The sequence below is a fragment of the Afifella sp. H1R genome (assembly GCF_021462425.1).
GTDB lineage: Bacteria > Pseudomonadota > Alphaproteobacteria > Rhizobiales > Afifellaceae > Afifella > Afifella aestuarii.
This window is the reverse complement of record NZ_JAKEDY010000003.1, coordinates 83464-100663: the sequence shown is the minus strand read 5'-3', so window position 1 is coordinate 100663 and position 17200 is coordinate 83464. Positions and strand designations below refer to the sequence as shown.

Genomic DNA, 17200 nt, shown 5'->3' with positions numbered 1-17200 from the left:
TCTCCCCCGTGGGGAGAGGTCGCCGCGAAGCGGCGGGTGAGGGGTGGCGCCGATTGTCGAGCGCGCCATCAGCCAGCGGCACGGCCTCCCCTCTTCTCCGCGAGCTGAAAGGTCGGAAGCGGGTGCCAGGCCCGGCGGGAAAAGGAACTTGATAGCAAGCACGGCATCACCCGCGGCACGGTCTGTTGCTCGCCCTCGGCGAAAGGTCGCGCCAAGCAGCGATCGAGGGCGAAGGCAGCTTTCGCGCACACCGAGAGCCTTGAAAAAATATCTTTCTAACTAAAAATCTATAATTTTATTTCTTATAATTTCTCTATTGCCACGCGTATTTTAGATCGTGTCTCCATAAAACGTCATTTATATCAAGCTTAATTGCATGTGCGGCAGCAAGAGATAGCGCATGAAAATGCGGCACCCTTTCGTTTTCAATGATCCATTCGATTTCGTTCTGCTTAGCTATACCAATATGGGAAATGTCGTTCTCCTCATCTTGCCCAATAATCTCAACGACAACCGCAATATATCTTCTCGGAAGCGCAGCACCCGGGACATACTCCTTGGCCGCATGGACTAGCTTGCTCGCCTTAACGCCGTACCGTTCATTAGCCGCAAGTCGAAGGGAGTGCAGCCCATTGGAGTCGGGATTTCGACGCTTCCATGCTTCCCATCCGCCCCTTGAGATATCGACTGGGACCACCGGCTTGAGAGGAGTACTATGGGACAATGCCTCTTCCACATGAGCCTCCCAAGTTTCCAAACTCTCCAACAACGGTTCATCCTTAAGTGCAGCTCTTACCCTGCGGTATTCTACTGCCGAAAGCTGAGGAATGGTGAGCGCTACGTGCCTCACGCGATCAAAAGGAAGGCGATGGAGCCGCGGCCGGCGCCTCCCGAAAAACGCACTCTCGCGGCCAATAGGGATAGCGGGCTTCACAAAGGTGCGCCCTTCCCAATCGAAGACGAGGTCTTTCTGCACCCCCTTCGCGGCAGCAGGACCGTGTTCGCCCCTCACGAACCCAGACATATGTCGTTGCGCAAGGTCGCCCCACGCCGACTTCAGAGCTTCAAATTCCCCAAATCGACAGCCATCATTTATCGGCACATAATCTATCGGCCACAGAGCATAGGCGTCGAAACCATCTCCGTGCATGTAGCATCCGGAGACTACGACACCATCAATCTCCGAAGTGTCATTGCGCACCCTCTTTACAACATGATTTAAAATTTCCTCGTGTGTCAGAGCTGTAAATCCATTATTTACAACAAATAATAATGTATTATATGAATTACCAAACTCTTTTCTGCTTTGTTTTAATTGATTCTTTGCCGATCTTACGGCTCCTTTTATTGGGCTTTGCATAATTGACGCATACAATAATCTGTCATTTCGCTTTAAAGTATGAGGATCTATGACTACCACCGGACGCCCCGGCTGAGCGCTCCCAAAAAGTGATGCAATTTTTGCCTGAGCTTCCGGCTTTTCGAGACGCTCATCATCGAGCATTTTTAGCTCTATGATATTGTTTCCTATCAGGTAATCTGCGTTCTTTTCTTTCCTTTTATCCGAATCCTCATGAGCTCGTCGACCTCCGGCCGTTCTTATCACACTATCTATGTCTTCTAATTCGGATAAGGGGCGTATACGGACCCAATTTTCTATATTTGAATTGTTATCTGAATTCACAACGACACACCGCCTTATTGGTTTAGCCAAACTCGTATCAACGGTTTGCGATTGTACAAAACCCTCATATCTAGTTGAACGAATAGTAATCCCTCCAGGATAAGACGGGAAGTGCGACCGGAGGCAACTTCGTATTTTTCGGCCCCATGATACTTAGCCTCCCCTCCCCCTTGCCTCCCCTCCGCCCCGCGGCCATAACCCCTCGCCGAAAACGTCCCGGGAAAACCCTCATGGAAGAGCTCGTTCAGCGCGTCAGGCGCGCCCTTGGTGTCGACGCGGAGACGGCGCAATCTGCCATCCGCGCGGTGTTCTCCTTCCTCAACCGGGAGGGCCCCGAGGCGGAGATGGCGAAGCTCGTCGCGGCCATCGAAGGGGCGGAAGACTATGTCGGGCCGACGCCCGATCAGGATGCGGTCACGCTCGGCGGTCTCGGCGGGCTGATGGGCGGCGGCATCATGGAAATTCTGGGCGCTTTGCAGGGGCTCGGCCTCGACATCGGCCAGATCCAGACGCTCGGCGAGGAAATCTTCGGCTTTGCCCGCGAAAAGGTCGGCACGGAAACGACCGACAGACTGGTGCGCGGCACGCCGGGGCTTTCCCAGTTTCTCTGAAGCCGGACCTTCAAACACCTGCGTTCGGGCTCGTCGCTCGGGCCGGCCACGCGCCGTCGTCCGGGCCGTCGTCCAGGCCGTCATCCGGGGCGCGACCGGGGGCCGCTCACACCCACGTGATCTCGGCGCTGGCGTTGCGGGCGAAAATGCGTCTAAATGATGGCAGAGGGGGGCTGCTGGAGGAAGAGCGTGCCGTCCTATTCCATCTCCGCCATGGAATGCCTGTCGCCTGAAGAATGCGCCGCGTTGAAGCGCGTGCGCGTTCGCACGACCGCAAAACTCCTGGAGCGTGCGTCGACGCCGAAGGGGCGGCGGATGCTCGCCCAGGAAACCGGCATCTCGGAAAAATTCATCCTGCGCCTCGCAAATATGGCCGATCTCATGCGCATTCGCGGCGTGGCGGAGGAATATTCGGAGCTTCTCGAAGCCGCGGGCGTCGACACCGTCAAGGAATTGAAACGGCGCAACGTCGCCAATCTCGTCAAGCGCATGCAGGAGGCGAACGCGGCGCGGCCGATGGTGCAGCTCCTGCCGAGCGAAAAGCGCGTCGCCGGCTGGGTCGAGGAAGCCAAAAGCCTGCCCGTAATGATGACCTATTGAGGGTCCCGCCTGGCCGCGCGCCCGACGCGCGCGCACTCCGGCACATCTCAGCGCCATCCGCGCCCTTCCCTGCCCCTCACCGCCGAGGCGCTTGAGCGGCAACGACTATTGGCGAATGGGCGCCAGGCTTTCGAGCCGGTAAGACGCCAGCCAAAAGCGGTGTGGCGAAAGCGGCGTCGATGTGCGGGCGAAATCCCCGCCTGTCTTGCCCCCTCGCTTCGCCCAAGAGTAAAACGGCCGAACCAAAAAGGCCGGGAGGATTTGTCATGTCATCGAGCCGTTCATCTGAGGCCTCTTCGCCCGGTCCTTCTTCGCTAGGAACCGGGGCATCAGGAACCGGGCAGCAGCGCCCGCCGCTCAACATCTTTCCGCAGCCCGCCGCCGAAGACTGGCGCACACTCGCCGACAAGGCGCTGAAGGGCGCGGAGTTTGCCTCGCTGCGCTCAGAGACGCGCGACGGCATCTCGATCGAGCCGCTTTATCCCCGCGCCGCCGATGCCGCGCCGATAGCTGCACGCAGCGGTCCCTGGCGGATCGTGCAGCGCATCGACCATCCCGAACCGACCGCCGCCTCGCGCCAGGCGCTCGCCGATCTGTCGGGCGGCGCCGATGGGCTCGCCCTCGTTTTCGCGGGTGCGCCGTCCGCCGCCGGCTTCGGACTGCCGGAGAGCGAGGAGGCGATCGCCACCGCGCTCGAGGGCGTCGAGCTCCCGGCCATTCATCTTCGTCTCGAACCGGGGGCGGACGCGGTTCAAACCGCGCGCCGCGTCGCCGCGCTGGTCGCCAAGATGAACTTCTCCCCGGCCGATTGCTCCATCGCCTTCGGCATCGATCCGATCGGCCGCTTCGCCCGTTTCGGCGGGGATATCTCGTCGGTCGATTTTTTCGCTCTCGCTGTTCTTTTGAGAGAACTCGAGACAGCCGGTTTTGCCGGTACGGTCCTCGAAGCGGACGGACGCATCTATCATTCCGCCGGCGCGAGCGAGGCGCAGGAGCTCGCCGCCGTCGTGGCGACGATCGCGGGCCTTGTTCGCGGTCTTGCGGCCGAGGGGCTTTCGCCCGGCGAAGTCCTGCCGAAAATCGGCGTTACGCTCGCGGCCGGGCACGACCAGTTCGCCACCATCGGCAAATTCCGCGCTGTGTCGCTTCTTACCCGCCGGCTCGGCGAAGTCTGCGGTGTGTCGGACTTTTCCCCGCGCCTTCACGGCGAGACGGCGTCGCGCATGATGATGGCGGCGGACGCCCACAACAACCTCATCCGCACCACGATCGCGGCCTTTTCGGCGGCCGCCGGCGGGGCACAAACCCTTGGTGTGCTTGGGTTTTCTTCCGCCCACGGGCTGCCCGACCGCGCCGCGCGCCGTTATGCCCGCAACATCCAGCATTTGTTGATGGCGGAATCCGGCATACATCATCTTGATGATCCCGCCGCCGGATCCGGCGCCGTCGAAGCCCTCACGGACGCCCTTTGTGAGAAAAGCTGGGCAGAATTTCAGGCGATCGAAGCCGAGGGCGGAATCCTGAAAAGCCTTATCGATCAGGCCTTTACCGGGCGCATCGCGAAGGCGCGCAAGGCGCTGCTTGAAAAGATCGCGGACGGCGCCTCGCCCTTTGTCGGGGCGACGCTCTACCCCAATCCGAAGGAGCCGGAGATTGCCGTGGAAGCCTCTCAAATTCCACAACAATCCGGTCTTCTCACGCCGCTCTCTGCGGCTGAAATCACGGCCCTGACGGCCAACGAAAAGGTGTCGGCATGAGCCCGCTTCCCGATTTTCGCCAGATCGCCTGGCAAAAGCCCGAAACCGCGCCGAAAACTCACGAACAGGGCTCCTGGACCGCACCGGAAGAGATCACGCTTTCCCCCCGCCCGGGCGCGGCCGACGTCGAAAACGTCGATTTTCTAGAGACTTACCCGGGTATCGCGCCCTATCTCCGCGGCCCCTACCCCACCATGTACGTGCAGAAGCCCTGGACCATCCGCCAATATGCCGGCTTCTCCACGGCGAAGGAATCGAACGCCTTCTACCGCCGCAATCTCGCCGCCGGTCAGAAGGGCCTTTCGGTCGCCTTCGACCTCGCCACCCATCGCGGCTATGACTCTGATCATCCACGCGTTTCCGGCGATGTCGGCATGGCGGGCGTGGCCATCGATTCCATTCTCGACATGCAGGAACTCTTCGACGGCATCCCGCTCGACAAGATGAGCGTGTCGATGACGATGAACGGCGCCGTCCTGCCGGTGATGGCATTATACATCGTCGCGGCGGAAGAACAGGGTGTTGCGCAGAAGGATCTTTCAGGAACGATCCAGAATGACATCCTGAAAGAGTTCATGGTGCGCAACACCTATATTTATCCGCCGACCCCGTCTCTGCGCATCATTTCTGATATATTCTCCTACACTGCGGAGAATATGCCTCGTTTCAACTCGATTTCTATTTCTGGATACCACATCCAGGAAGCCGGGGCGACGGCAGATCTTGAGCTCGCCTACACGCTCGCCGACGGCATCGAATATGTGCGCGCCGGCGTCAAAGCCGGGCTCGACGTCGACAAATTTGCACCGCGGCTCTCCTTCTTCTTCGGCATCGGCATGAATTTTTACATGGAGGTGGCGAAGCTTAGGGCCGCCCGCCTCCTCTGGGCGAAGCTGATCAAGGAGAATTTTTCTCCCTCCGATGCGCGCTCTTTGTCGCTGCGCACCCACTGCCAGACCTCCGGCTGGTCGCTGACCGCGCAGGACGTCTTCAACAATGTCGCGCGCACGGCGATCGAGGCGATGGCAGCGACGCAAGGCGGCACGCAAAGTCTTCATACGAATTCACTCGACGAAGCCCTTGCGCTGCCAACGGATTTCTCCGCCCGCATCGCCCGCAACACGCAGCTCATCCTGGCGCTTGAATCCGGCACCACCGATACGATCGACCCGTGGGGCGGCTCGTTCGCGATCGAGAAACTGACCGACGATCTCGCGCGGCGCGCCCTTTCCCATATCGAAGAGGTCGAAGCCCGCGGCGGCATGACCAAGGCCATTGAAGCTGGCCTGCCAAAACTCCGCATCGAAGAAGCCGCCGCGAAAACGCAGGCGCGCATCGATTCCGGCAAGCAGGCCGTCATCGGCGTCAATCTCTACCCAAGCGACGAAGAACCGGAGATCGACGTCCTCAAGGTCGACATCGAGGCCGTGCGGCGCGAGCAGATCGACAAACTCACCCGCCTCAAGGCGGAGCGCGATCCGACGAAACTGCAGGAAACCCTCGCCAATTTGACGAAAGCGGCCGAAAGCGGCGAAGGCAATCTCCTCGCCCTCAGCATCGAGGCCGCGAGAGCACGCGCCACGGTCGGCGAAATCTCCGACGCCATGGAGAAGGTCTTCGGCCGCCACATGGCCGAGGTAAAGACCTTGTCGGGCGTCTACAAACGCGAGGTCGGCTCGATGAATCAAGCGGTCGAAAAAGTCTTAAAAATGACGGCCGAGTTCGAGCGCGCCGACGGAAGGCGGCCGCGTGTCCTCGTCGCCAAGATGGGTCAGGACGGGCATGACCGGGGCCAGAAGGTGATCGCGTCGGCCTTCGCGGATCTCGGCTTCGATGTCGATGTCGGGCCCCTCTTCTCCACGCCGGACGAAGTGGCGCGCCAGGCGGTCGAAAACGACGTGCATGTCGTCGGTGTCTCGTCTCTCGCTGCGGGCCATCTCTCGCTCGTACCGGCGCTGCGGCAGGCGCTTGATCGCGAGGGGGCCGAAGACATTATGATCGTCGTCGGAGGCGTGATCCCTCCGCAGGATTTCGAGGCGCTGAAGAAGGCCGGAGCTTCGGCGATTTTCCCTCCCGGAACCGTGATTGCGGAATCGGCGGCGAAGCTTTTGGATGAGCTCAATCATCGGCGCGGCTATCACAGTCAGGAAGCGGCCGAGTAAAGCCTCGGGTCTGACGAGGTACTGCGGGCGGCTTCCCGCCGCCCCGCAAGCCTCTTGAAAACCAAGTCGAGCGCCCACGCGCGCCGACCCGCAGATATCGCCGAGCATGACAGCGATCATGCAACGGGCTCGGCATTTCTCCGTTGCGTTATTGATCCCATAAACAACGGAGGGCGATCCCTTGACCGAGATCCCACCGCAAAGCCAAGACCGCATGCCGGGCCGCGAGAGCGAACTCACGCCGCCGGCCGAACATATCCGAGACAGCTACAAAGGAGCCGGACGCCTTGCCGGGAAGCGCGCGCTCATTACCGGCGGCGACAGCGGTATCGGCCGCGCCGTGGCACTGCATTTTGCTCGCGAAGGAGCGGATGTCGCCATCGTCTACCTGCCGGAAGAAGCCGATGACGGGCGAGAGGCGATCCGCCGGATCGAGGCAGAGGGGACGCGCGCCATAGCGATTGAAGGCGATCTGCGGGATCCGGGTTTCTGTCAGGAGGCGGTCGAAAAGACTGTTGCCGCCTTCGGCGGCCTCGACATTCTGGTACCGAACGCCGGCATTCAGAAAGTGGCCAAGGATGTGACCGAGATCTCCGATGCCGACTGGAACTGGCATTTCGACGTCAACATTCATTCGATCTTTTATCTGAGCCGGGCCGCAATGCCGCATCTCAGCAAGGGCGGCTCGATCATCAGCTGCTCCTCAGTCAATGGCTTCCTGGGAGACCAAGATCTCCTCGCCTATTCGAGCACCAAGGGGGCTATATCCGGTTTTACCCGAGCTCTGGCCAAGCAAGTCGCCAAACGAGGCGTGCGGGTCAACCAGGTTGCGCCAGGCCCAGTCTGGACGCCCATTCAGCCCGCCAGCTGGGGTCGCGTGGATCCGCAGAGCATGCCCGAGATGGGTAAGGATACGCCGATGGGCCGGATCGGCCAGCCTTCTGAAGTCGGCCCCGCCTTCGTTTATCTGGCAAGCGAAGACGGCTCCTACATTACCGGTCAGACGATCCACGTGAACGGCGGCATGATCGTCAATGCTTGATCCTCTTGCACTTTTCGGACCGGAGCCGGGCAACTGGCTCGTCCAACGCCAGCACCAGGCTTGGCTCGGAACGCAAGGTCGCAAACTTCTCGACTTTTCCAAGCCGTCGCTTGTCGCCCACGGCTTTGCTGCGCTCGATCTCGATGGACGCCTTCCGGATAAGCCGGTCGCCGAAACCATCGTGACCGCGCGCATGGTGCATTCTTATGGGCTCGGCATGCTGCAAGGCCTTCCCGGATGCATTCCGCTCGTCGATCACGGCTTGGCTTCGCTCGCATCGGGGCCGTTACGTGACGGCGAAAACGGCGGCTGGTGGCTGCGGGACCCGGATGCTGGCGCCCCGAGACGCAAGCAGGCCTACGCGCATGCCTTTGTGGCGCTCGCAGCCTCAACAGCGTTCGTCGCAAAGCGACCGGCTGCAAAGGAGCTGCTCGAAGAGGCGATCGACGTGATCGAGACGCATTTCTGGGATGACGCGGAAGGCGCGATGCGAGAGAGCTTCGCCTCAGACTGGAGCAACGAAGAGGACTATCGCGGCGCCAACAGCAACATGCACTCCCTGGAAATGTGCCTCGCGCTTGCGGACGCCCTCGATGCACCGAAATGGCGCGAGCGCGGGCTTCGCATCGCCGAACGCCTGATCCACGACCATGCACGCGCCAATGATTACTGCATTCCAGAGCATTTCGACCGAAACTGGCAGATCTTGCGCGATTACAATCGCGACAAACCGGAAGACGATCTCCGCCCCTATGGCACGACGCCGGGACATTCTCTGGAATGGTCGCATCTGCTTCTCAAGCTGGAAGCAGCACTTCTAGCCCATGGAGAGACACCGCCCAGCTGGCTCCTGGAGGATGCCATTGCTCTGTTTGAGACCGCGATGCATCTCGGATGGGCGGCCGATGAACGGCCAGGCCTCGTCTACACGCTCGATTGGAACGGCAGGCCCAGCGTCCCCGAACGCGCTCATTGGGTGCACGCGGAAGCGATCACTGCCGCGGCCACGCTCTTCAAGCGGACGGGGCGAAAAATCTATGGCGAATGGTACCGGCGTCTTTGGGATTATATCGACCTTGCCATGATTGACCGCGAACGCGGTGGATGGCTCAACGAAGTCGATGCCGAAGGGCGCGACAGCGAGCGCATCTACGAAGGCAAGCCGGATCTCTATCACGCGTATCAGGCAACGCTGACGCCCCTCCTGCCCGCAACGCCGAGCATCGCTGTCGCGCTCGCGCAGCAAGTGGACAGATTTGGGCAAGAGTAGAAGCGGCGACGCAGATGCCGCCGCCTCCGTTTTTCAAGCAGCGAAACAGCCGTGCTCAGCCGCCTATCTCATTGGCAGGCCACGTTGTGGTTGGCAGAGATCCACGTCAGCGCATTGCGGTGCGCACAACAGGCCGGGCAATTGAGGTTGTTGAGGACCTCCGGCGGATTGTCGAGCGTGCACCGGCCGAGTTCGCTCGTCGGGATGTTGGCGCAGGCACTCGCATCGTCGGCCTGGGCGAGCTTCTTCAACGCTTCCGTTACCACCTGTGTCGAACCGTTGGTTTGAGTCTCGCTGGAAACCGCTGGCGCAGCCATCGCGGCCAACATCGCGAGAGCGGCAAAGCCGGAAACAACATGTTTTTTCATTTCCGCATCTCCTTCATCCTGCAAGTTAACTTGCAACATCCAATATATTCTATTTCTCCTATGTGACAATAATTTTTTCATCTATACTTTAATTCTGCATCTGACTAGCAAATATCATCTGACTTGGAATGATTAACTTTTCTTGAAGTTTTTCTCCGGCAGCGACCAACTCGAAGTTTGTAGACGTATCCGCACTCCATCCCGAGTTAATATTGAAATTCAGATTTGTATTTCCAGCAGGTACATCGACAATGATTCCTGCACCAAACGATTGCAAGATGATCGTCCCGACATCGAACTTCTGAGACGCAAACATGAAGAACACTTTGTCGGTCGGCGTGATGACAACGAGGCCACCGACAGTGACGTGAAAGGCGCAATAATTGCCGCCGACAGCGGAATCCCCGATGATGCCGCAAGTGTAGGCCGTCTTGCTCGAATTCTCGATCTGGAACCGCCCCTCAAGATCGCCGGTCTGGGTGGTGAGCGTGCCCGGCTCCGAGATGACCGCCACCTGCGAGGGCGCGATCTTGGTTTTCGATTGGGGACGAACCACCTCGTAGGCGGTCAGTGGATCGGTCGAGATATAGGCTTCATAGGTCGCGTCCCAGCTGACGTAGTTGGACGCGAGAAGCGTCGAATTCGTGTACCAGACCGTGGGTTGGCCGGTTCTATCGGCCGAGGTCACGGCACGGAGCACGTAAAGCCGGGCACCCTGCTTGCTCAGCTGGGAGAGCGTCGCGTTATCGAGTTCGATGGTGACGTTACGCGAGGCCATGCCATTATCCGCTTAGAAAGCCCGGCACCTGGCAACCAGGCGAGAATCTCAGCTTCGCAGGAGAAAAAGGAAGGGGCGCAATCGCCCCCTCCCGATCGCAGTCCGCCAAGCTGTCGCGAAATGCCACAGAAGCTCAAGCGGCAGCTGCAACCAGCCGTCTGGCGGCCTTGCTCTCGCTGACCTGGGGGAGGATCAGGAGAGGCTGCAGGGGGCTGTTGGCTGCGATCTTCTTCATCCACGTCGCGCTCGACGCATCCCAGCCCTTGTTGATGTCGAAGGTCAGCGAGCGGGAGCTCACACCGGTCAGGTCGATCAGAGCGCCCTGTGCGAAGGCCTGGGCAATCACCGTCGCGGTCTTGACCGGCTTGGTGGCGAACATGAGCAGCACCGTCTCGATCGGCACGATCAGATCGAGGCCATTGCCATAGAGCGGGAAGGCGCACAGGGTCGTATAGTCGCCACTCGGGTTCTGCTGAGACATGCCGCAGGTGTACTGCGTCGTCGAATTGTTCATGATCGAGATCGCGCCGGCCGTCCCCTCGCCGGTCACGCTGACATTGCCGACATTGTCGACATTCATCGTCTGGCCGAGATCGATGTCGGCTTTAGCCGAGGCGTGGATCACGACGTTCGATTCGATTTGATCGTTCGAGATATAGGCCTGGTAGTTCTCCTCCCAGGTCAGCGTTGTGTCGGTGAGGAAGTTCTGACTCGAGAACCAGACCGTCGGCATGCCTGAGGATTGCCCGCGCACAGCTTTGAAGCCATACATATAGTACCCGGAATCCTTAAGGGCCTTGACGGTATTCTGGTCCATTTCAACAGTGATTGAATATTCAGCCATTTTATCCTCCGTTTTACAGGTCCGAACCTGTGGTCGCCGCATCTCCCAGGCGACGTTCTTAGGCTACTATTGCAATTTATGATTGCATAGACACAGCATTTGCAAGCGTGAACGTTGTCTTTCGACGACACTCTGAATTGGAACGAATCCCGGTCACCTGCCCACACCAGGGAAACTCGGGCTTCTCAGCTGGCAGCGCTTACGGCAGATTGCGGTCATCGCTTGAAGGAGCCCGATATGCTCGTCACCACCACGCCCACAATCGAGGGCCGTCGCATCCGCGAATATTTCGGAGTCGTTACCGGCGAAGCCATCCTTGGAACAAACGTCTTTCGTGACTTCTTTGCCGGCATCCGCGACATTGTCGGCGGACGTGCCGGAGCATACGAGAACGCTCTGCGCGAAGCGCGCGAAACAGCGCTTGCCGAAATGCAGGCGGAAGCCCGGGCACTCGGCAGCAATGCGATCATCGGCGTCGACATCGACTATGAAACAATTTCAACCGGCGATCGCGGCGGCATGATGATGGTCTCGGCCTCCGGCACCGCGGTTTTGGTGGAGTAACGGGTAAGACATCCGCGAGGGCATGGACCCATGTCTGCCCGGCAGCTACCACAGCACCATGGGGCACAAGAACCAGACCGAGGCGATCAAAACTCTTGCACAGGCCGTCGTTGCCGGCGAACGGCGGGCACTCGGGCGCGCCATCACGCTTGTAGAATCTCGGCGTGAGGACCATCGTCGCGAGGCAGCCCTGCTCATCGAAGAACTCCGGCCAAAAACCGGGCGCAGTATCCGCATCGGCATGACGGGCTCACCGGGCGCCGGAAAGTCGACCCTCATCGACACTTTCGGCAGCAATCTGACCGCAGCGGGCCACAAGGTCGCCGTCCTTGCCGTCGATCCGACCTCGACGCGCACCGGTGGCTCGATTCTCGGCGACAAGACCCGCATGGGCCGGCTGGCGCAGGACACGAACGCTTTCATCCGTCCCTCACCGACCGGCGGCACACTCGGCGGCGTTGCGGCCCGCACGCGCGAAGCCATGCTCGTCTGCGAGGCAGCTGGGTTTGACGTCATCATTGTGGAGACAGTGGGCGTCGGCCAGTCAGAAACGACCGTGGCCGACATGGTCGATGTCTTCGTGGCTCTCGCCCTGCCCGGCTCGGGTGACGAATTGCAAGGGCTGAAGAAGGGCGTCGTAGAGATTGCCGACATCCTTGCCGTCAACAAGGCGGAGGGAACAAATGCCGCGCGCGCCCGCGAGGCGGCCGGCGATCTGCAGTCGGCTTTGCGCATTCTCGGGGCAAGGCCGGATGGCTGGGTTGTTCCGGTACTGGCAATTTCGGGGCTTGCCAATGAAGGGCTCGACGAACTCTGGCAGACGATCAACAGCTTCTGCAAACAAGGTGAGACAACCGGCAGCCTCGCCGCGCGGCGCAGGCGGCAGGCCGTGATTTGGTTTCACGCCATTCTCGACGAGCGCATCCGCGAACGTGTCCTGGCGGGCTTCGAAGACGAGATCACAAGACTCGAAGATACGGTCAGAGGAGGCGGACAGAGCGCGGCCGCCGCGGCCGAAGAGGCGATGGCGCGCCTGCTGCGATGAGATTCTCCTCAAGCTCCGAGCACACAGGCAACGTCGCGAACTTGCGGCCTTGCATTAACTTTATCTTAACCAAAAGTGACTGGCGCGGGACATCTTGGGCCATGATCGCGCGGATGAAAAAGCCGTCTTTCTCTCACCGGCTGCTCCTCACAGCCCTCGCAGTCCTTCCCGCGACTCTCTTGCCCGGACCGCACGGTGAGGCGCCGGCGGAATTGCGTGGTCCGATCGCCCCAGCGCAAGAGGGTGTGCAGTCGCCGAAGAACTGGCAGACGCCGACGATCTTCCGCGACGCCCGGCATTTTGAGATATCCCGCGGAGCGGAAAAGCGGCTCAGCTGAGACCGACGAAAGCTTCTTCGATCACGCCCACATGGCCCGTTGGAATCAAGCGGCGATTGACGAGCTCTCGAGGACGCCAAGGTGCGAATGAGGCCGCACATTCCGGCACGAGGCGGGCCAGAATCTCCGCCATCACGGCTTCTGAGGCGCGTGTCGCACCGTCATCGACCTTGAGAGCGATACCGAGGCCGACTTCGGGCAAAGCCGCGCAGAAGACGCCTTCGGCGCCTGTCTTGACGAGCGCACGCCCGCCGAGTGCCTGCATGGAAAGAGTACAGAAACGGCCGGTCCCGGCGACGTACCAGGGATGCTCGGTGGCGGCGGCAAAGAGCGCCTGGGCCGCGGCGGCGCGCTCGGGCGACAGACCTGCACCGGTGCCGAAACGGGCAAAGCCATGCGCGAGGGCGCGCAAAGGCACGGCATAGGTCGGCAACGAACAGCCATCGATGCCCGACCGCTCTACGGGATGGGCGACGCCCGTCACGCCTTCCAAGGCTTCGCGGACAAGACGCTGAACAGGATGATCAGGCTCCACGTATCCGGCGGGGTCAAAGCCACAACCGACAGCGACTGCAAGCATGCCGGCATGTTTGCCAGAGCAATTGTTGTGAAGGGGGCTCGGCATGCCGCCGCTTGCGGCGAGATGCAGCATCGATTCCTCGTGGCTCGGCCATTGCGGACCGCACAAAAGCGCCGCCTCCGTCAGGCCGCAGCGGTCCAGCATGGCGCGGGCGAGCGCCACATGGGCGGGCTCTCCACCATGTGAGGCCTGAGCAAGCGCCAGCTCCGCTGGCCCGAAGCCATAGGCATCTGCCGCCCCCGTCTCCACCAACGGCAAGGCTTGCAGCGCCTTCACCGCCGAGCGCGGAAACACAGCCTGCTCGACATCACCAGCGCAGGCGCGCATGCTTCCCTGCGCATCACACACCACGAATGCACCACGGTGACGGCTTTCGACGCGCCCGCCGCGCGTCACTTCAACGAGAATGGGATCTTCCATAGTTCAGCTCACGGCCTAATCGGGACGCAGAATACCAGCAGCCAGAAAGCCGCCGTCGACACAAAGGACATGGCCGTTGATGTAGCCGCCCGCCTCCGACAACAGAAAGTGGACGGCTGCCGCGACCTCTGCAGGCTCCCCGTAGCGGCGCTGAGGAATGTGGTCGCGCCACAATCTGCGCATCTCTGCATCGTGCAAATGATGGACATGAGGCGTATCGATGGCACCGGCAGCAACGGCGTTGACGCGAATACCTTTGGGGCCAAGTTCTGCCGCCATCGCCTGCGTCATCGCAATAAGGCCGCCCTTGGCTGCGGCATCGGCGATGCGTCCAGGGAAGCCCCGCAGTCCAGACACCGAGGAGACATTGACGACCGCTCCCCCATCGACCATGCGCAACACGACGGCCTTGGCGGTTATGAAAGACCCCGTGAGATTGATTTCGAGTGCCTCGCGAAAACCTTCCGCATCAGTCGCTTCAAAGGAAAGGTCGCGGGCAAATCCGGCCGAGTTGACAAGTCCCACCGGTGGGCCAAAAGTCTCCTCCGCCTCGTCCAACGCCTCCTCGACAGCGTCTTCGTCGGTGATATCGGCTTCCAGAAGAAGGGCATCTCCGCCCCGGAGTTCGGCATCGGCCCCGGCAAGGGAATCGCGGCTGGCATCAAGCACGCTGACTTGGAAGCCGCTGTGAGCGAGAAGTCGGGCGGTTGCGAGCCCAATGCCCGAGGCACCTCCAGCCACAACGACATGGCCGCTCACAGCCTGTCTCCAGGCGGAAGCGCCTCTCGTCCGCTCGATTCCGACCATTCTTTCATTAGTGCCGCCAACCACCAGCTCATGCATCTGAGGTTAAAGCGCCGCTATTCGGCAGACAAGTGAGGTTCCCAGCGGAGTTGCGGCATGCGAGAGGCCGTTCCCCTTTACGATAAAGCCCTGATCGGGGCCGTCTCTGCCCTCATCGGAGCGCTCTTCAGAACGATTAGGTCGACGCTCCCCGATAGGCCGGCAACTTGTCGCTTTCTGCGGAGCTCAAGGCGTTGCGGCGTCACGAAGCCCTGGCGCTTGGCGAGTTTGAGCGTCGATCTTGTGGTAAGGCCGGCAGTGCCCTCGACGCGATTGGCATCTTCCAGTTTGGCCGCCAGATTGACCGGCACGCCGATGACGGTGTGTTCAAGCCGCTCCGCACCACCAACAACGCCGACAAGAGCGGATCCGGCGGCAACTGCACAGCCGACCCGCAGGCGAACAGCACGCCCCTCCCTTACCATCTCTTCATTCAAGGCATCGACCGCGGCATAGACGCCAAATGCAGCGTGAAGCGCATCGGCGGCGTAACATGGAGAAACATCCACCGCACCGAAAGTCGCCAGAATGCCGTCACCCAGATATTTGTCGATATGGCCGTTAAAGCGACCAATAACGGTCGCCATCGCACTCTGGTAGCCGGTCAGAAGCGCCATCACGTCTGAGGGCTGCATTGCCTCCGCCAGGGCGGTGAAGCCGCGAATATCGATAAAGAGTGCAGCGATATCGCGCGTCGTTGCTACGCCCGACACGAGTTCCGTCGGCTCCTGTTCACCAACATTGCGGGCAATCTCCGGAGCGAAGAAGCGAGAAAGATTGCCGGCAATCACGTGGTCGCGAACCGCCGAAACGAGAAGTGCGCGCGAGCGCATCAAGACATAGGCGAGCAGGAAGGTGGTGGCGGAGATGACGATGATTTTGTCGAGCTCGGCCCCCACGAGAACTTTCGAGCCATTGGTGTATTCCACGTAATTGCGGGTGATCCCCGCGAAATCCGGGTCAAAATAGATCGCATAGATGACGAGAGACACCCAGCTTGCGACCGCAAGTGCCCCCGTCAAGATAAGAAAGGTCGGATCAAAGCGCAGCGCTCGCAGTGCGATAAAAAGGAAGAAATAGAGAACTGTCGGCGACTTGAGCACGAAGGCCGCGGGTTCGTCATATTGAACATGATACGAGAAGATAATTGCCGTTAGGAGCGCCACATCAAAGACGATCGAGGCGACGATCAGCCAAGTTCCAAGCCGGCGCCGGTAAGCCAAACCAAGCCGGAGGACCGTGAACACGGCGTAGGCAGCAAGGGCGTATGGCACGAAGTTGAAGCCTGCCGAGCCTTCCGCACGGGGCAGAAAAGCGTAAGCCGAACCGAAAAAGACGATGAGAGCCAGCTGCGCCCAGCCAATGCGGATCTCGGCTCGTTCATCGAGTTCGTCGATCCGCCGTTTGAGGCCAGGCGGGAGTGCCTTCGTTGTTCGGCTCATGCAACCGGCGCCGTCACCTCCCCAGCATGGAGCACCATGCCTTCGCAGGCGATTTCTGCAGCCGGATAAACCTTCCGCATCTGCGCACGCAGAAGGTCAAGAGCGTCATCCGAGCGCTCTGGATGGTGATGAAACATCACGGGCCGGGAGACTCCGGCTCGGCGCGCAAGCGCCACCCCCTCCTGCCAGGTGGAATGCCCCCAACCAACGTGGTCGCGGTACTCCGCGGTCGTGTATGTGGCATCGTAGACCATGATATCGCAGCCGCGGACGAAACGCTCCACGGCCTCGTCCTTGCTTTGGTCGCCGTGTTCATGATCGGTGATGATGGCGATGGAAGAGCCGCGATAGTCGAAGCGGTAACCCAGCGCACCCCCCGGGTGATTGAGACACTCACTGGTCACACGCAGGCCGTCCGCGAAAACCAATTCCTCTCCAACACTCAGATCGTGAAACGCGCAATCTTTGAAGACGACCGGCTGAACCGGGAAGAGCACGGGATCCATCAAGCGTTCAAAGATGTCACGAAGCTTGATATCCGCGAGAAGATGACCCGCCACGAAACGGACCTCGAAATCCCTGCAGTATGCCGGTCTGAAAAAAGGCAGACCGCAAATGTGATCGAGGTGGGTATGGGTAAAAAGCACGGTCGTTCGACGTTTTCCCTCCCTCAGGAAAGCTTCGCCGAGGTCGTGCACACCGCTCCCACAATCGACAACGAGGCTTTGCCCGCCTGCCTTGATTTCCATGCATGACGTATTGCCGCCATAGCGCACGGTCTTGGCGCCCGGCACCACGTAAGAGCCCCGCACGCCCCAGAAACGGATCGAAAGCCCCGTATGGTTTTCCATT

General features: G+C 60.4%; 16 protein-coding genes. 8 read left to right on the top strand and 8 right to left on the bottom strand.

All coding sequences use genetic code 11. The annotated features are described in order from the left end of the window. Positions 1 to 313 precede the first annotated feature (313 nt). Positions 314 to 1684: a hypothetical protein gene (locus L0F51_RS17480; protein ID WP_234630468.1), complete on the bottom strand. Its 1371-nt coding sequence runs from the start codon at positions 1682 to 1684 to the stop codon at positions 314 to 316. A gap of 146 nt (positions 1685 to 1830) precedes the next feature. Between L0F51_RS17480 and L0F51_RS17475 the strand changes: the two genes are divergently transcribed. The 6 genes from L0F51_RS17475 (at position 1831) to L0F51_RS17450 (ending at position 9126) form a co-directional block, all read left to right on the top strand. Beyond that, complete coding sequence (locus tag L0F51_RS17475; RefSeq protein WP_255701523.1) at positions 1831 to 2295, top strand: DUF2267 domain-containing protein; 465 nt, start codon at positions 1831 to 1833, stop codon at positions 2293 to 2295. 189 nt (positions 2296 to 2484) lie between these two features. Next, complete coding sequence (locus L0F51_RS17470) at positions 2485 to 2895, top strand: DUF4332 domain-containing protein (protein WP_307152890.1); 411 nt, start codon at positions 2485 to 2487, stop codon at positions 2893 to 2895. Positions 2896 to 3161: 266 nt separating this feature from the next. Further along, positions 3162 to 4652, top strand: coding sequence for a methylmalonyl-CoA mutase family protein (locus tag L0F51_RS17465; RefSeq protein ID WP_234630466.1), 1491 nt, complete (start codon positions 3162 to 3164; stop codon positions 4650 to 4652). Next, a complete protein-coding gene (scpA, locus tag L0F51_RS17460) occupies positions 4649 to 6814 on the top strand; it encodes a methylmalonyl-CoA mutase (RefSeq protein ID WP_234630465.1) in 2166 nt (721 codons plus the stop codon). Before L0F51_RS17465 ends, scpA begins: the two co-directional genes overlap by 4 nt. 181 nt (positions 6815 to 6995) lie before the next feature. After that, positions 6996 to 7856, top strand: a complete 861-nt coding sequence (locus L0F51_RS17455; RefSeq protein ID WP_234630464.1) for a glucose 1-dehydrogenase — start codon at positions 6996 to 6998, stop codon at positions 7854 to 7856. Beyond that, positions 7849 to 9126 (top strand): AGE family epimerase/isomerase, encoded by a 1278-nt coding sequence (locus L0F51_RS17450; RefSeq protein ID WP_234630463.1) that lies wholly within the window; start codon positions 7849 to 7851, stop codon positions 9124 to 9126. The genes L0F51_RS17455 and L0F51_RS17450 overlap by 8 nt, the downstream gene beginning before the upstream one ends. 68 nt (positions 9127 to 9194) lie before the next feature. On the opposite strand, the gene L0F51_RS17445 is transcribed toward L0F51_RS17450, so the two are convergent. From L0F51_RS17445 to L0F51_RS17435, 3 genes are all read right to left on the bottom strand, one after another. Next, on the bottom strand, positions 9195 to 9533 hold the full coding sequence (locus L0F51_RS17445) for a hypothetical protein (protein ID WP_234630462.1): 339 nt from the start codon (positions 9531 to 9533) through the stop codon (positions 9195 to 9197). Positions 9534 to 9582: 49 nt separating this feature from the next. Then, positions 9583 to 10272, bottom strand: coding sequence for a hypothetical protein (locus L0F51_RS17440; protein WP_234630461.1), 690 nt, complete (start codon positions 10270 to 10272; stop codon positions 9583 to 9585). 133 nt (positions 10273 to 10405) lie between these two features. After that, complete coding sequence (locus L0F51_RS17435; protein ID WP_234630460.1) at positions 10406 to 11116, bottom strand: hypothetical protein; 711 nt, start codon at positions 11114 to 11116, stop codon at positions 10406 to 10408. Positions 11117 to 11353: 237 nt separating this feature from the next. Here L0F51_RS17435 and L0F51_RS17430 point away from each other — a divergent pair, with 237 nt between their 5' ends. Together L0F51_RS17430 and meaB are read left to right on the top strand one after the other, a co-directional pair. Next, a complete protein-coding gene (locus L0F51_RS17430; RefSeq protein ID WP_234630803.1) occupies positions 11354 to 11680 on the top strand; it encodes a heavy metal-binding domain-containing protein in 327 nt (108 codons plus the stop codon). 58 nt (positions 11681 to 11738) lie between these two features. Then, on the top strand, positions 11739 to 12725 hold the full coding sequence (gene meaB / locus L0F51_RS17425) for a methylmalonyl Co-A mutase-associated GTPase MeaB (protein ID WP_234630802.1): 987 nt from the start codon (positions 11739 to 11741) through the stop codon (positions 12723 to 12725). A 330-nt stretch (positions 12726 to 13055) separates the two neighbouring features. On the opposite strand, the gene L0F51_RS17420 is transcribed toward meaB, so the two are convergent. The 4 genes from L0F51_RS17420 to L0F51_RS17405 form a co-directional block, all read right to left on the bottom strand. Then, positions 13056 to 14063, bottom strand: coding sequence for an asparaginase (locus L0F51_RS17420; RefSeq protein WP_234630459.1), 1008 nt, complete (start codon positions 14061 to 14063; stop codon positions 13056 to 13058). A gap of 15 nt (positions 14064 to 14078) precedes the next feature. Beyond that, complete coding sequence (locus L0F51_RS17415) at positions 14079 to 14822, bottom strand: SDR family oxidoreductase (RefSeq protein WP_234630458.1); 744 nt, start codon at positions 14820 to 14822, stop codon at positions 14079 to 14081. A 161-nt stretch (positions 14823 to 14983) separates the two neighbouring features. After that, the gene (locus L0F51_RS20220; RefSeq protein ID WP_234630457.1) at positions 14984 to 16180 is read right to left on the bottom strand and encodes an adenylate/guanylate cyclase domain-containing protein; all 1197 of its coding nucleotides are present in this window, start codon (positions 16178 to 16180) and stop codon (positions 14984 to 14986) included. Between the two features lie 164 nt (positions 16181 to 16344). Next, positions 16345 to 17199 (bottom strand): MBL fold metallo-hydrolase, encoded by an 855-nt coding sequence (locus L0F51_RS17405; protein WP_234630456.1) that lies wholly within the window; start codon positions 17197 to 17199, stop codon positions 16345 to 16347. Position 17200 lies beyond the last annotated feature (1 nt).

Coding starts and splice junctions, on each gene's coding strand:
- L0F51_RS17475 (WP_255701523.1), top strand. CDS start 1,831: ATGATACTTAGCCTCCCCTCCCCCTTGCCTCCCCTCCGCCCCGCGGCC.
- L0F51_RS17445 (WP_234630462.1), bottom strand. CDS start 9,533: ATGTTGCAAGTTAACTTGCAGGATGAAGGAGATGCGGAAATGAAAAAA.
- scpA (WP_234630465.1), top strand. CDS start 4,649: ATGAGCCCGCTTCCCGATTTTCGCCAGATCGCCTGGCAAAAGCCCGAA.
- L0F51_RS17420 (WP_234630459.1), bottom strand. CDS start 14,063: ATGGAAGATCCCATTCTCGTTGAAGTGACGCGCGGCGGGCGCGTCGAA.
- L0F51_RS17465 (WP_234630466.1), top strand. CDS start 3,162: ATGTCATCGAGCCGTTCATCTGAGGCCTCTTCGCCCGGTCCTTCTTCG.
- L0F51_RS17405 (WP_234630456.1), bottom strand. CDS start 17,199: ATGGAAAACCATACGGGGCTTTCGATCCGTTTCTGGGGCGTGCGGGGC.
- meaB (WP_234630802.1), top strand. CDS start 11,739: ATGGGGCACAAGAACCAGACCGAGGCGATCAAAACTCTTGCACAGGCC.
- L0F51_RS17435 (WP_234630460.1), bottom strand. CDS start 11,116: ATGGCTGAATATTCAATCACTGTTGAAATGGACCAGAATACCGTCAAG.
- L0F51_RS17440 (WP_234630461.1), bottom strand. CDS start 10,272: ATGGCCTCGCGTAACGTCACCATCGAACTCGATAACGCGACGCTCTCC.
- L0F51_RS17430 (WP_234630803.1), top strand. CDS start 11,354: ATGCTCGTCACCACCACGCCCACAATCGAGGGCCGTCGCATCCGCGAA.
- L0F51_RS17450 (WP_234630463.1), top strand. CDS start 7,849: ATGCTTGATCCTCTTGCACTTTTCGGACCGGAGCCGGGCAACTGGCTC.